The organism is Streptomyces sp. NPDC050988 (genome assembly GCF_044456225.1).
Taxonomy (GTDB): Bacteria; Actinomycetota; Actinomycetes; order Streptomycetales; family Streptomycetaceae; genus Streptomyces.
In genome coordinates this window covers 469,702-483,601 of the sequence record NZ_JBITFQ010000004.1, presented here as the reverse complement: position 1 = coordinate 483,601, position 13,900 = coordinate 469,702, and the positions used below count along the sequence as shown (strand labels likewise).

Here is a 13,900-nt window from a genome sequence, read left to right as displayed (position 1 = left end):
GGGTGCACACTTGGCAGCATGCTGAACAACGTGGCCGTCGTCCTGCTCGACGGTGTGCATCCTTTCGAACTCGGTGTGGTCTGCGAGGTGTTCGGCCTCGACCGCAGCGACGAGGGGCTGCCGGTGTACGACTTCGCGGTGGTCTCCGCCGAGGCTCCGGGCGCGAACCTCAGCACCCATGTCCCCGGGTTCACGGTCGCCACTCCGTACGGCCTCGACCGGCTGGAAGAGGCCGACCTGGTCGTCGTACCCGCCGGAAGCACCTATGCCGTACGCGAGTACCCGCCCGAGATGCTCGACGCGCTGCGCCGGGCCGTGGACCGCGGGGCCCGGGTCCTGAGTGTCTGCTCCGGGGTCTTCGTGCTCGGCGCCGCCGGTCTCCTGGACGAGCGGCGCTGCGCCGTGCACTGGCAGCACGTGGACACGCTGGCCCGGCAGTACCCGCGGGCGAGGGTCGAACCGGACGTGCTGTACGTGGACGAGGACCCGGTGATCACCTCCGCGGGCACCGCGGCCGGCATCGACGCCTGTCTGCACATCGTCCGCAAGGAGCAGGGCCCCGAGGTCGCCAACGCCATCGCCCGCCGCATGGTGGTGCCGCCGCACCGGGACGGCGGCCAGGCCCAGTACATCGAGCGGCCACTGCCGCGCTCGCAGTGCGACACGGTCGGCGAGGTGCTCGCCTGGATGGAGCGCCACCTCGACGAGGAGGTGACCGTCGAACAGCTCGCCGCTCGCGCGCACATGTCCCCGCGCACCTTCGCCCGCCGCTTCCAGCAGGAGACGGGCACGACCCCGTACCGCTGGCTGCTGCGTCAACGGGTGCTGCTGGCCCAGGAGTTGCTGGAGGCCACGGACGAGACAATGGACTTCATCGCGGACCGCACGGGGTTCGGGACCGCGGCCGCGCTGCGCCACCAGTTCGTCCGCTCGCTCGGGACGACCCCGAACGCGTACCGGCGCACGTTCAGGGGCACACAGGCCGCCTGAACGTGCGCCGGTACGCGTGATGCGGCGGTGGTTCAGTCGTTCGCGACGACGGGGTACCGCGGCTCGTTCTCGGCCATCTGCCGCAGCGCGTCCTTGCGCTCGCGCTTGGAGAGCCGGTCGATGTAGAGGTACCCGTACAGGTGGTCCGTCTCGTGCTGGAGGCAGCGCGCGAAGTAGCCGGTGCCGCGCACCTTGATCGGGTTGCCCTTCTCGTCCTGCCCGGTCACCTCGGCGTAGTCGGGCCGGGCGAGCGGCGCGTACGCGGTCGGCACGGACAGGCACCCCTCGTTGCTCTCGTCCAGCTGGCGCCGCTCGGCGGGCAGTTCGACGAGCACGGGGTTGCAGACCACGCCCACGTGCCGCTTGCCCTCGTCGTCCGGGCAGTCGTAGACGAAGACCTTCAGGTCGACGCCGACCTGGTTGGCGGCCAGGCCCACACCCTCGGCGGTGTGCTGGCTGGCGAACATGTCGTCGACCAGCTTGGCGAGGTCGTCGCCGAACTCCGTGACGTCCTTGCACTCCTTGTGCAGTACGGGGTTCCCGACGACCGTGATGGGCCGCGAGCTGCCGCGCCCGCGATAGGCCGCCTCACGCTCCCCCGCGTCGTCCTCGCTGTCGATGACGAAGCCCTCGTCGTCCACGGGGAGCACGCCCACGTGCTGCTGATCGGTGTCCTGCTGCGCCATGACCGACGTAAGCCTTCCTCGGAAACAGGGTTGTGATGCTGAACAGGGTACGGGGGCACGCCCCGGGCAAGGGGCGCCCCTTCAGGGGCGCGGGGAACTGCGCGACCAGCCACGAACGACCCGCAGCCTACGAACAACCCACGCGACCCCTAACAAACCTCTTCAAGATCCCGCCAGTCCCTGGAATCCGGACTGTCGGCAACCCACCCGTCCAGCAACCCCCGCACCAACGAGGCGGGGGCGGCAAGCCCACACTCCCGCTCAGGCACCCACAGCTGCCCGTCCGTCCGGTGCCCGAGGGGCCCCGGATGCCCCGGCTCACTGTGATCGTGCGGATCGAGATGCTCCCCGTCCCCCTCGTCGGACGGCATCCGGGACTCGGAACACATCCGGCAGAGCAGCCGAACCGACGACGACCAGTCCTCCGCGGCGAACCCGGCGTCGGCCGCCAGCCGCTCCAGGGCGTTGCGGTCGTCCTCGGTCTCCGCCTCCAGGAGCACCACCCAGGTCGGCACGGGAGAGGGCGCCCACAGCTCGATCTCGTCGAACACGGGATAGGAGTGGCCCGCGGCGGTCGTCCGCTCACCGTGCGGAACGCCGTCGTGCAGCACGACCTCGCCCCAGCGCCGCCCGGAGGACGGCAGTGGAATGGAGAGGACCTCGATGCGGGCGGGGTCCAGCCGCCGCCCCCACACGACCTCGGCCTCGCCCTCGGGCGACAGCCGTACGGCCGCGCTGCCGAGGTCCATGCCCACCGGTTCGCCCGAGGCGGTGGCGCCGCCGGGCACCCGCAGTCCGTAGGCCTGCCAGGCCCGCCGCGCGAGCGGCCAGTCCTGAAGGGCGGTGGCCGCGATGCCGACGTTCCACCAATCAGGGGCCCCGGTCTCCCGGTCGAGCAGTGCCACGGCCCGCAGACCGGCCGCCCGCGCCTGCTCCCAGTCGTGCCGGAACTTGTGCAGCAGCGCGAGGTTGAACCACGACTCGGACAGCCAGGGCTCGAGGTCCGCGGCGCGCGTCAGCAGCGCCCCCGCGTCCTCGTACCGGCCGTCGCCGATCAGCGTGAACGCACGGTCGGTGGCCTGCCGCCATGAGGCGGAGGGCCGGTGCCGTCCCTTGCCGAAGATCCTCACGATTCCCGCCTGCCAGTTCGTTGAAGAGCGTGCAGCCTCGGGCTGGACTGTGCCCCCTGATGTCCTCTTCCTCGCATCCAACCACGGACGGTCGGACGGGCGCTCATTACCCATGGGTTACCCAGCCAGGGGCAGCATAAGACTGCCCCTCGCCAGCACCCTGGCCAGCGACTCCACCACCTCGGGCTGATAGTCCCGGGCGGTGCCGAGCCTCAGCTCCTCCAACGCGTTGAGGGGCCCGCCGGGACCTGCTTCCCGGGCTTTCTCCTCGTACGCGTTGACCGCCCGCACGATTCTGGCGCTGACCGGCTGTTCGCGGTACGGATCCGCCTGGCACTCCACCACCACGGCGACCTCCGCGTCCACCCCGGTCTGGCGCACCACGGCGCCGCCGAGCAGGGCGATGCGCCGCTGGTCGTCGGGGTCGAGGCAGGCCGTGGCCCCCGCGGGAACGGGGTCGACGAGGGACAGCTGACCGATGTCGTGCATCAGGGCCGCGTACTCCAGAACGGTCAGGTCGGGCTCGGAAAGCCCCAGCTCACGGCCGACGGCCCGGCTGAGCGCGGCCACGCGTCTGGCATGCCCCGCCGGGGTGCAGCCGGCGATCTCGGTGGCCCGGGCGAGGGAGGCGATGGTCTGGCGGTAGGTGGTCCGTACGGCCGCGTACCGCCGGAAGGAGAGCTGGGTGAGCAGCAGCGGCAGGGAGAACACGGGCAGCGCCCACAGGCCGGCGACGGCGACCGCGAGCGCCATCACGGCACCGGTCGCGCAGACCGCCGACCCGATGCCGAGCGTGCCCCGCAGCTCGTCCCGCAGCAGCGGCCCGAACGGCCAGCGCGTCCGTGCGTGCGCCATGGCGGCGGCCAGGACGGCGTCCCACAGCGCGGACAGGACGAGCAGCGCGACGACGAGGGCCGCGTACGTGGGTCCGTCCTCGGCCCACTCCCTCAACCTGCCCTGGTTGTAGAGGGGTTGGAAGCACACGGCGGCGAAGGCGACGGTCAGGACGCGCCGCGTGAGGTGGTCGGCGGTGGACCCGTTCCCCTTGGCCACATGGGGCACGCACCCCACCAGCGAGGCCGCCACGACCACGGCGACGGTCTGCAGCACCCCGTGGTGGGTGCTCTGCCCCCCGTTCTCCCCGAGCAGCGCGTACGCGAGCGCCCCGGCCGCCCCGAGCGGCGCCGACTCCCGTTGCTCCGCCCCGCCCCACCGGGCCAGCTCCCCAATGGCGATCAGCACCCCGAAGGCAAGCGCCACACCGCGTTCGTCGAGTCCGTGCCAGAGGGTGGCGACGAGGGCGACGACCGCGAGGAGCGCGGCGGTGGCACGGGCGAGGGGGAGCACGGACAGGGGGCGCGACGGGTTCACGGGGACCTCCGACGGGCCGTGCGGACGGTGACTCGGCGGGCGGAGTGGGGCGCGGGTGCTCGGCGGGCGGAGCCCCCGGAGGGAACTCTGCCGGGCAGGCGGGCGTGGGAGTCGGTGGCTTGTGAGGGCGAGGTGTGGCCGGGGGCCCTCATGGTCTGGTTCCGTCGAGGCTTTTGCGTTGACCTGGTGGCGTGCTGGAAACGGGCGGAGCGGGCGGGTAGGAATCGCCGGGCGGCGGCGTCTCGTCAGCGGTGACCACGGGACGCCACCCCCGCCGGGCAAGCCCCCGCACCAGCGCCTCCACCATCCGCGGATCGAACTGCGCCCCCGCACACCGCTCCAACTCCTCCAGCGCGGCCGCGACAGGCCGCGCCCGCCGGTACGACCGGGTGGACGTCATCGCGTCGAAGGCGTCCGCGACCGCCACCACCCGCGCGAACTCCGGAATCTGGCCCCCCTTGAGCCCGTACGGGTACCCGCTCCCGTCCAGCCGCTCGTGGTGGTGCAGGATCGCCGACCTGGCCTCCCCCAGGAACCCGATCCCGCGCACCATCTCGTGCCCGTACTCGGGATGCAGTTCGATCACCCTCCGCTCGTCGGGCGTCAGCGGCCCGTCCTTGCGCAACAGCCGTGTGGGGACCCCGAGTTTGCCGACGTCGTGGAGGATCCCGGCGAACCTGAGCACCTCGGCCCGCTCGTCGTCCATGCCCAGTTCGCGCGCGATCACCATCGAGGCCTGCCCCACCCGCTCGCTGTGCCCGCGTGTGTACCCGTCCTTGATGTCGACGGCCTGCACGAGCGCCCGGATGGTCGCCTGGTGGGCGGCGCGTTCCCGGTGGTACTGGGCGAACACCCACCACGACACGTACATCGGCAGCAGCACGAGCAGCGCGGAGACCGGCCCGTACGGACTGTGCCAGAGCACCGCCATCATCAGCCCGGCGAGCCCGTGCACGGCGACGGGCGCGAGCGAGCGGAGGAAGAGGCCGCGCCAGGCGCTCCGTAGGGGCACCCGCTCGGCGAGCACCAGGATCCCGCCGTCGAGCACGGTCAGCACCAGGCAGAACGCCACGACGGCCGCGCCGGCGGTGACGAGGACGTAGGGGAAGTGGGACGAGAGGACCGCGTCCCGCCCGTCCAGCGCCCAGTGCGCCCACGAGGCGGCCCAGGCCGCGAGTGCGAGCTGTCCGGCCCGCCACACCCGGCGCAGCCATCGCGGCCGCTGCTCGACCCGGGTCAGCAGCGCCCCCGGCAGGGCCACGAGCGCCGCGGCCGGAGGCGGCAGCAGAAAGGCCGCGGCGAGGAGCACGGGCGTGTGCCACCTGGGCGAACCGCCCGGTTCCCCGGCCGCCCCCGCGCCCTCGGGTGTGCGGCCCGCCGCGAACCGGCTTCCGGCGAGCCCTTCGCACCCCGCGCAGAGCGCCGCGAAGAGCAGCACCGCACCCCATGGGGCGTGCGTGGCCGGCAGCGGGAGGGCGCAGCACGCCGCTGCGAGCGCGGTGCAGACGACGTAGACACGCGCCCACGGCGAAACCGGCCGCATGGCGTCCCCTTCCCTGTGGCCCGGCCCCTGTCGGCCGACCGGGCGCGGCGGCTCCGGCACAAGCCCCGTACAGGCCTTGGGACATGGACGATAGAGCGGCCGGGCAGGGCTCGGGGAAGGCATGGAACGATTCGACCGGCCCAGGAGGCAGATTCGCCCGTTCGAGTGAGCCGGGAAGGCGCGGGGCGCTGCGCCTGCCAGAGGTGCCCTCAGAACGCCGTCAGAGCCTCGTCGGAGCCATCAGTGCGCATCAGTGCGCCACATCGGCCGCGAGCGCCCGGCTCAGCTGCTCCACCGTCGCCGGTGACTCGCGCTGGAGGGCGGGGATGTCGAGGCCGTCGTCCCCCATGACGGTCAGCAGTGCCCGGTCGCCGACCGCCATCACGATGACGTGTCCGGAGCCGCACCTCGCCACCACCTCGCGGAGCGCGCCCACGCCCGCCTGGTCCGCCATCCGCCGCCCCACGCCGAGCGTCGCGGCGGCCAGCGCGGCGACGGACTCGGGGTGGACGGAGTCCGAGTCGTGGACGACGAGGAGGCCGTCCGCCGTGGACAGAACGCTCTGGGATATCCCCATCACCCGGTCGCGCAGCGAGATCAGGATCTCGGCCAGAGAGTTGCTGGGCGGCGGCTGTTCACTCATGACGAGCTCCTTGCTGAGGGGCATATGCAGTCCTGGTGCGGTCCAAGTGGCACGTGCCAACGGGGTCAGTCGGATTCCGGCAGTCCCGACAGGCCCCGGCGGACACGGCGCAGCATGTCGATGGAGGGTTGGTCGGCGGCCAGGTCCTCGGGCGAGAGCATCGGGAGGACGAAGGGCCGCGCCCCCGGAGATTCACCGGCGGTGTCCCCGTCGGCCCCGGACGACAAGGCCGCGCCCCGCACGGGCAGCGGCGGTCTGCCGACCGGTGGTAACGGTCGCGACGGCGGCGCCTGTTGGGCCTGCGGGACCTCTTGCGCCTGCGCCCCTTCCGGGACCCGCGGCGCCTGTGGAACCTGTGGAACCTGCGGCGGAGTGCCGGATTCGGCAGAGCTGCCGGGCCGCGTCCGTGGGGCGTCCACGTCCGGTCCTCGGGTCCGCCGCTTCGCGGCCCGCCTCGCTTCGGCCTCCGTGCTCCGTCGGCGCATCGCTGCCCGACGCCTGCGTGAACTCACTACCCCCCCGTCCCCCCGTCGTTCCCTGCGGCTAAAGCGTTGCTTCCCCCCGCGGGCCGTTGGCCCGCCGGACCCTCCCGTGCCGGGCCTTCGCCCACCCTCGACGCACCGCCGGGCCTGCGCCTCGGCAGTGGTTCGGCCTTGGACTGTGACCCGAACCCGGACCCCGACCCCGATCCGGACCTCGACCCCGACCCTGCCCCTGACCCGGCGCCCGACCTCGACGGCTGCGGTGTCGCGGAACGCCGTTCGGGCAGTACACGCGGCGCGGTGCTCGGCCTGCCACCGGGTTCCCTGCCCGCCTCCCACCGGACGAGTTCCAGAGCTTCCAGGCGGGTCAGGTCGAGCATGACCGCGTACAGCCCGCGGCCAAGCGTGAAGGCGATGTCCCGGGCCGTACGGCGCCCGTTGACGGTGTTCAGCACGGACTGATGGCGGTGCGGCAGCCGGCGGCCCGGCCCGGGGCCCGGAACCGGTGTGGGCCGCACGCGCGCGAGTTCTCCCGGCGCGCCCCACGGACCGGACAACCGCGCCATCCGCCGCGTGGTCTCCTCGGTCAGCCGCCGCGGTTCCACACCGGGCACCGCGAGCAGGGTGGGCTCCGGGTCGCCCAGCGTCCAACTGCCGGGCGGGCCGAGCGCCATGGCGAAGGCCGCGTCGAACACGGCCGCGGTGCACACGACCTCCAGTTCGGCGGCGCCGATCAGGCCCGCGGCCACCAACTGCCCGCCCAGCCGGTCCATGTCACGCTCCGCCGCACACGCGGCCAGCCAGGCCTCGTCGTCGATGCGGCCCGGTGTGAGCAGGACCGACGTGGCGGTCGGCGCGCCCGGTGTCTCGACCGCGCCGACCAGACCGCCCCTCAGATGAATCGTTCCGCCCGGGGCACCGGAGACCCTCACGGTGCCGGTGAAACCTTCCTCGAACAGCCCCTGCAGAAGCGCGGGCAGATTGCGCGCCGGGGCTCCCGTCATGCGAGCACCTCTGCGACGCGGTCGCCCAGACTCCGTGTGGCGAGCGCCAGGTTGGCCCGCTCCCGGTCCATACCGGCCGCCAGCAGCAGGGGGTCGCCGGCCGGCCGTGTCACCGCGAGCAGCACCTGGTGGCGCCGCGCACTGGTCGTGATCACGCTCTCCAACTCCCCCTCGGCGCCCGCCTGTCCGAGCCGTTCGACGATGAGCGCGGCGAGTTCGGCACACTCCGCGCCGCCCGCGGCCTCGTCGGCGTCCCCGGCCACCCCGTAGGTGAGGCCCGTGACCGCGTCGACCAGGGCGACACCCATGACCCCGGGGGAGTCGAGGAGCCGGGCCAGGGAGGCTTCAACGGCCGTCGTCATTTCCCCGTTCCCCCTTCACGTCCGAACGTCGCACAGTACTTTGAACATCAACTAACGCAACAAGTAACAAATTTGATGGTTTGTGACGCACAAACAACTTGTGTTCGATCGTAGTTGTACGAGCAACGACCGTCAGCGTCACTGAGGAATTGGGGCAACGTGAACATCGAGACCGCGCTCAAGGAAGCCATGTCCGTGGACGGAGCCATCGGCATCGCCCTCGTCGACTACGAAAGCGGAATGTCGCTCGGCACGCTCGGCGGGGGGCCGTCGCTCGACCTGGAACTCGCCGCGGCGGGCAACACCGAGGTGGTGCGCTCGAAGATGCGCACGCTGGCGTCGCTGGCCATGGACGACACCATCGAGGACATCCTGATCACGCTGGGCAAGCAGTACCACCTGATCCGCCCGCTCGGCAGCAGCAGCGGCACGCTCTTCCTCTACCTCGCGCTCGACCGGTCGCGCAGCAACCTCGCGCTGGCCCGGCACAGCCTGAAGCGGATCGAGAACGGCCTGGAAGTCTGAGACGGACTGGGACGTCCGGACTGGGACGTCCGACACCACTGCCCGCGGCCGGACCGGTCAACCCGGTCCGGCCGCGGGCAGCTTGGCGACCGGGCCGGCCTCAGGACCGGCAGCGCGGAGACGCGGAGGCAGGGACCGGGGCGGTTGTCAGCCTTCGGTGGCCGCGCCGCGGACGTCGGCGACGGTGACGTCGTGCTCGGGCACGGTCTCGCCGGAGCGGATCAGCTCGATACGGCCCATGACCTTGGCCCGCAGGTCGGTCGGCACGTCGTCATGGCCGCAGCACCGCTTGACCAGCTTCTTCACGGCCTGCTCGAGGCCGTACTTCTCCAGGCACGGGGAGCACTCCTCGAAGTGCACCTCGAACTTGGTGCAGTCGGCATCCGGCATCTCCCGGTCGAGGAACTCGTAGAGATGATCGAGTACTTCACTGCAGTCCGTCTCGTGCGGCTCTCCGCAGCTCATGAGCCCGAGCCTTTCGTTCCGTCCGACTCCCCGGCGCCCGCCGGGACCAGGCCGCGGTCCTTCGCGTAGTCCTCGAGCATGCCGCGCAGCTGGCGGCGGCCCCGGTGCAGCCGGGACATCACCGTACCGATGGGTGTCCCCATGATGTCCGCGATCTCCTTGTACGCAAAGCCCTCTACGTCAGCGAGATAGACGGCGATGCGGAATTCCTCGGGGATCGCCTGCAGCGCGGACTTGACGTCCGAGTCGGGCAGGTGGTCGAGCGCCTGCGACTCTGCGGAGCGCAGACCGGTCGACATGTGCGACTCGGCGCGCGCCAGCTGCCAGTCCTCGATCTCCTCGGCGGCGGACCGCTGGGGCTCGCGCTGCTTCTTGCGGTACGAGTTGATGAAGGTGTTGGTGAGGATCCTGTACAGCCACGCCTTGAGGTTGGTGCCCTCACGGAACTGGTGGAAGGACGCGTACGCCTTCGCGTACGTCTCCTGCACCAGGTCCTCGGCGTCGGCCGGGTTCCGCGTCATGCGCAGCGCGGCCGAGTACATCTGGTCGAGGAACTCCAGCGCGTCCCGCTCGAAGCGCGCACTGCGCTCGGCGGTCGACTCGCCGCTGCCCGGGCCCTCGGGCTGCTCCGCCTGGCCGTTTTCGGTCCCTGCGTCGGTCCCTGTGACCGGACCCACCTCCTCCAGAGTCTGGGCAGGACCGAAACCGGTCCCACCAGAATCGGAGGATAGACGACGATCCGGCCCGGCCGCCGCCCGAATAGGGGTGGTCTTTGCCGCATGCAGAACCGACCACTCCAGGTCAGCGCTGCTGCTACGGCTCGGGCAGATGGTCGAACCCATGCGGCGGACTTCCTCTCATGCGACTTCTCACAGCACGTGTCGTGCCGTCTGATCCGCACAACAGTGGCCCGGGGCTCAGCATTCCCGGGGGTCACCCGAGTGATGAGGTCCACTTCAGTACGCCGTCGGTGACGATCTTCAGGGCCTGGTCCTGGTCGATCGGCGCACGCTTCGGCACGGCGAAACCATGATCGCCGTACGGCACCTCGACCATCTCGTACGAGCCCTCCGGGAACTCCTCCGGCCTGCCGAACGGGTCGTTGCCGCCCTGGACGACGAGCGTGGGCACCCCGGAGCCGAGCAGTTCACCGGCCCGGGACTTCTCAGGCTTGCCCGGCGGGTGAAGCGGGAAGCTGAGCGCGAGGACGGCGTGGGCGCCGAGTTCGGTGGCCGTGCGGCAGGCGACGCGGGCTCCGGCGCTGCGTCCGCCCGCGATCACGGGCAGCCCGGGCTTCACCAGGACGGGCCAGATGCCCCGCCATCCCACATCGAGCGTCTTCGGCGCGGGCGCGAGCTTCTTGCCCGCCACCCGCCAGGGCTGCTCGACGAGCGCCACGCTCACTCCGTGCGCGGGCAGCTCGGCGGCGAGCGCCCGCAGATCGCGCGCCTCGATCCCGCCGCCCGCGCCATGGCTGACGGCCAGCACCAGCCGCGCCTTCCTCGCCCGGTGCCAGGTGACGCGGGCCGTACCCGCGTCGGTGTCGATGGTCTCGACGATCTCCGCCAGGTGACCCATATGACCCATCTGTTCCATCTGATCCGTCACGTCAGAAGAGTGTGCCCTCTTCGGGCCCCTCCAGCTCCTTCAGCAGCTCCGGCCCGTTGTTGCGGACGTTGCTCACGGCCGTGGAGACGGGATAGGCCCGCATCAGCCCCTCCGGGGGCGGCGCGAGCAGGGAGCGCAGGTCCTCGACGTCCGTACGGGACGGGTCGAGCCAGGAGTCCCAGCGGTCCGGGGTGAGCATGAGCGGCATGCGCGGGTGGATGTCGGCCAGCGCGCGCGGCCCCTCCTCCGGTCCGACGGCGAGCGGCGAGGTCTCGGCCTCCGTGGTGATGACGGAGCACGTCACCCACCAGGCCCGCGGATGGTCGTCGGGCAGCGTCTTGTCCCGCCAGAACTCGTACAGCCCGGCCATCGCGAAGACGGACCCGTCGGCGGGGAGCACGAAGTACGGCTGCTTGCGCGGCCGCTTCTTCTTGCCCTCGACCTCCAGCTCGCGCTCACCGGTCCCGGTCACCCACTCGTAGTAGCCGTCGGCGGGGATGATGCAGCGCCGGGTGGCGAAGGCCCGCCGGTACGAGGGCTTCTCGTGGACGGTCTCGGCCCGGGCGTTGATCATCCGGGCACCGCCCTCGGGGGTCTTCGACCAGGACGGGACGAGGCCCCACTTCAGCGTGCGCAGCTGTCGAACCGGCTTCGGGTCTTCCGCGTCCTTAAGAGGACGGTCCAGGACCGCGTAGACCTCTTTGGTGGGAGCCACGTTGAAGTCGGGGGCCAGAGCCTCCTCCGGCTCCCACTTCTCGATCTCAAAGATTCCTGCGAGATCCTCGGGTCCACGACTCGCTGCATACCGTCCGCACATACGTGCCAGACTGCCAGATTCCATACGACCCGAGGGAGCCCAACCCCACAATGGACAGCATCGCCGCCACCTCGCTGGCCTCCCTCTGGGACGAGGTCTTCGGGAGCCAGCCCGACCCGGACACCTGGGTGGTCATAGCCACGATGGTCGCGGCACTGGCCGTGATCGTCCCGCACAACGTCTGGCGGCTCTCGCGCAACGCCATCACCATCGCGCACGAGGGCGGCCACGGTCTGGTGGCACTGCTCACCGGTCGCAGCCTCAGCGGTATCCGGCTGCACTCCGACACCAGCGGCCTCACCGTCAGCCGCGGCAAGCCGACCGGCCTCGGCATGATCCTCACGGCGGCCTCCGGCTACACCGCTCCCCCGCTGCTCGGCCTCGGCGGCGCCGCGCTCCTGGCCGCGGGCCACATCACCGCCCTGCTGTGGCTGGCCACCCTGCTCCTCGTGGCGATGCTGGTGATGATCCGCAACGCGTACGGCGCACTCACGGTGCTCCTGACCGGCGGCACGTTCGTGGTGGTCTCCTGGCTGGCCGGCCCCCAGGTCCAGGCCGCCTTCGCCTACGCCGTCGTCTGGTTCCTCCTCCTCGGCGGCGTCCGCCCTGCCTTCGAACTCCAGATGAAGCGCAGCCGCGGCGGAGCCGGCGACTCCGACGCCGACCAGCTCTCCCGCCTGACCCACGTCCCGGCGGGCCTGTGGCTATTCCTGTTCCACGCGGTATCCCTGTGCTCGCTGATGGGCGGGGGCAGGTGGCTGCTGGGGTTGTGAGCGGCGCCCCGTGCCCGTAGGGGCGCGGGGAACTGCGTGACCAGCCACACACATGCCGCAGCCGCCCAGCCACACGAGCCCCCCGAGCTCTCAGGCGCCCCCACCCACGGAGTGGTTCCACCCCTTTCGATCAAGATCTCCGTTAGTGGCAAGCCACTAAAGTGAGGGCATGCCCGTTAACGCCGCACACACCGCCCTCTGGCCCGCCCCGCACGCGAGCGGAGCCGTCGACGCGACGGTCCACGTGCCCGGGTCCAAGTCGGTCACCAACCGCGCCCTCGTCCTCGCCGCCCTCGCGGCGGAGCCCGGTTGGCTGCGCCGCCCCCTCCGCTCCCGCGACACCCTCCTGATGGCCGGCGCCCTGCGCGCGATGGGCGTGGGCATCGAGGAGGGCGTCGGCCCGGACGGCTCCGGCGAGGCCTGGCGTGTCATCCCCTCGGGCCTGCACGGCCCGGCGACGGTCGACGTCGGCAACGCCGGCACGGTGATGCGCTTCCTGCCCCCGGTCGCCGCCCTCGCGGACGGCCCCATCCGATTCGACGGCGACCCGCGTTCGTACGAGCGCCCCCTGCACGGTGTGATCGACGCGCTGCGTGCCCTCGGCGCCCGGATCGACGACGACGGCCGCGGCGCGCTGCCGCTGACCGTGCACGGCTCCGGGGCGCTGGAGGGCGGCCCGGTGGAGATCGACGCGTCCTCGTCGTCCCAGTTCGTCTCGGCGCTGCTGCTGTCCGGCCCGCGCTTCAACCAGGGCGTGGAGGTCCGGCACACCGGTTCGAGGCTCCCCTCCATGCCGCACATCCGGATGACCGTCGACATGCTGCGCTCGATCGGTGCCCAGGTGGACACGCCTGAGTCGGGCGGCGAGCCGAACGTCTGGCGGGTCACGCCGGGCGCGCTCCTCGGCCGCGACCTCACCGTCGAGCCGGACCTGTCGAACGCCCAGCCGTTCCTGGCGTCCGCCCTGGTCACCGGCGGCAGGGTCGTCATCCCGGACTGGCCGCTGCGCACCACCCAGCCCGGTGACAAGCTGCGTGAGATCTTCACCGAGATGGGCGGTTCCTGCGAACTGACCGACCGGGGCCTGGAGTTCACCGGCTCGGGCTCGATCCACGGCATCGACGTGGACCTGGGCGAGGTCGGCGAGCTGACCCCGGGCATCGCGGCGGTCGCGGCCCTCGCGGACTCCCCCTCCACCCTGCGCGGCGTGGCCCATCTGCGCCTGCACGAGACGGACCGGCTGGCCGCGCTCACCAAGGAGATCAACGAACTGGGCGGCGACGTCACCGAGACCGCCGACGGCCTCCACATCCGCCCGCGCGCACTGCACGGCGGGGTCTTCCACACGTACGACGACCACCGCATGGCCACCGCGGGCGCGATCATCGGCCTCGCGGTCGACGGCGTACAGATCGAGAACGTGGCGACGACGGCGAAGACCCTGCCGGACTTCCCCGATCTGTGGACCGGAATGCTCGGGAACTGACGGGCGGACCGGGAT

Annotated in this window: 15 protein-coding genes; 4 read left to right on the top strand and 11 right to left on the bottom strand. The window is 71.7% G+C overall.

Features of this window, described 5'->3' with window-relative positions:
• Positions 1-18 precede the first annotated feature (18 nt).
• Entirely contained in the window at positions 19-990 is a 972-nt protein-coding gene (locus ACIBEI_RS13440) for a helix-turn-helix domain-containing protein (protein WP_398888162.1), read from the top strand.
• Between the two features lie 32 nt (positions 991-1,022).
• Here ACIBEI_RS13440 and def read toward each other — a convergent pair whose 3' ends face one another.
• The 7 genes from def to ACIBEI_RS13405 all read right to left on the bottom strand — a co-directional run bounded on the left by def (position 1,023) and on the right by ACIBEI_RS13405 (position 8,211).
• Positions 1,023-1,676, bottom strand: coding sequence for a peptide deformylase (def, locus tag ACIBEI_RS13435; protein WP_055617767.1), 654 nt, complete (start codon positions 1,674-1,676; stop codon positions 1,023-1,025).
• A gap of 149 nt (positions 1,677-1,825) precedes the next feature.
• Positions 1,826-2,806 (bottom strand): hypothetical protein, encoded by a 981-nt coding sequence (locus ACIBEI_RS13430; RefSeq protein ID WP_055617768.1) that lies wholly within the window; start codon positions 2,804-2,806, stop codon positions 1,826-1,828.
• A gap of 117 nt (positions 2,807-2,923) precedes the next feature.
• Positions 2,924-4,177: an HD-GYP domain-containing protein gene (locus ACIBEI_RS13425; protein ID WP_398888160.1), complete on the bottom strand. Its 1,254-nt coding sequence runs from the start codon at positions 4,175-4,177 to the stop codon at positions 2,924-2,926.
• Positions 4,178-4,325: 148 nt separating this feature from the next.
• A complete protein-coding gene (locus ACIBEI_RS13420; RefSeq protein WP_398888158.1) occupies positions 4,326-5,720 on the bottom strand; it encodes an HD-GYP domain-containing protein in 1,395 nt (464 codons plus the stop codon).
• Positions 5,721-5,970: 250 nt separating this feature from the next.
• Positions 5,971-6,363 (bottom strand): roadblock/LC7 domain-containing protein, encoded by a 393-nt coding sequence (locus ACIBEI_RS13415; RefSeq protein WP_398888156.1) that lies wholly within the window; start codon positions 6,361-6,363, stop codon positions 5,971-5,973.
• Positions 6,364-6,874: 511 nt separating this feature from the next.
• Positions 6,875-7,849, bottom strand: a complete 975-nt coding sequence (locus tag ACIBEI_RS13410; protein ID WP_398888154.1) for a hypothetical protein — start codon at positions 7,847-7,849, stop codon at positions 6,875-6,877.
• On the bottom strand, positions 7,846-8,211 hold the full coding sequence (locus ACIBEI_RS13405) for a hypothetical protein (protein WP_398888152.1): 366 nt from the start codon (positions 8,209-8,211) through the stop codon (positions 7,846-7,848). The genes ACIBEI_RS13410 and ACIBEI_RS13405 overlap by 4 nt, the downstream gene beginning before the upstream one ends.
• A gap of 159 nt (positions 8,212-8,370) precedes the next feature.
• On the opposite strand from ACIBEI_RS13405, the gene ACIBEI_RS13400 reads away from it, so the two are divergent.
• The gene (locus ACIBEI_RS13400; protein ID WP_398888150.1) at positions 8,371-8,736 is read left to right on the top strand and encodes a hypothetical protein; all 366 of its coding nucleotides are present in this window, start codon (positions 8,371-8,373) and stop codon (positions 8,734-8,736) included.
• A gap of 147 nt (positions 8,737-8,883) precedes the next feature.
• On the opposite strand, the gene rsrA is transcribed toward ACIBEI_RS13400, so the two are convergent.
• From rsrA to ACIBEI_RS13380, 4 genes are all read right to left on the bottom strand, one after another.
• On the bottom strand, positions 8,884-9,201 hold the full coding sequence (gene rsrA / locus ACIBEI_RS13395; RefSeq protein ID WP_269650356.1) for a mycothiol system anti-sigma-R factor: 318 nt from the start codon (positions 9,199-9,201) through the stop codon (positions 8,884-8,886).
• The gene (gene sigR / locus ACIBEI_RS13390; protein WP_055617007.1) at positions 9,198-9,878 is read right to left on the bottom strand and encodes an RNA polymerase sigma factor SigR; all 681 of its coding nucleotides are present in this window, start codon (positions 9,876-9,878) and stop codon (positions 9,198-9,200) included. Before sigR ends, rsrA begins: the two co-directional genes overlap by 4 nt.
• A 256-nt stretch (positions 9,879-10,134) precedes the next feature.
• Complete coding sequence (locus ACIBEI_RS13385; protein ID WP_398888338.1) at positions 10,135-10,779, bottom strand: alpha/beta family hydrolase; 645 nt, start codon at positions 10,777-10,779, stop codon at positions 10,135-10,137.
• 31 nt (positions 10,780-10,810) lie between these two features.
• On the bottom strand, positions 10,811-11,626 hold the full coding sequence (locus ACIBEI_RS13380) for an SOS response-associated peptidase (RefSeq protein WP_398888147.1): 816 nt from the start codon (positions 11,624-11,626) through the stop codon (positions 10,811-10,813).
• A gap of 50 nt (positions 11,627-11,676) precedes the next feature.
• On the opposite strand from ACIBEI_RS13380, the gene ACIBEI_RS13375 reads away from it, so the two are divergent.
• Together ACIBEI_RS13375 and aroA are read left to right on the top strand one after the other, a co-directional pair.
• Positions 11,677-12,399 (top strand): M50 family metallopeptidase, encoded by a 723-nt coding sequence (locus ACIBEI_RS13375; RefSeq protein WP_189837531.1) that lies wholly within the window; start codon positions 11,677-11,679, stop codon positions 12,397-12,399.
• Between the two features lie 169 nt (positions 12,400-12,568).
• Positions 12,569-13,885 carry a 3-phosphoshikimate 1-carboxyvinyltransferase gene (gene aroA / locus ACIBEI_RS13370; protein WP_398888145.1) on the top strand — a complete coding sequence of 439 codons (1,317 nt, stop codon included), beginning with the start codon at positions 12,569-12,571 and terminating at the stop codon, positions 13,883-13,885.
• Positions 13,886-13,900 lie beyond the last annotated feature (15 nt).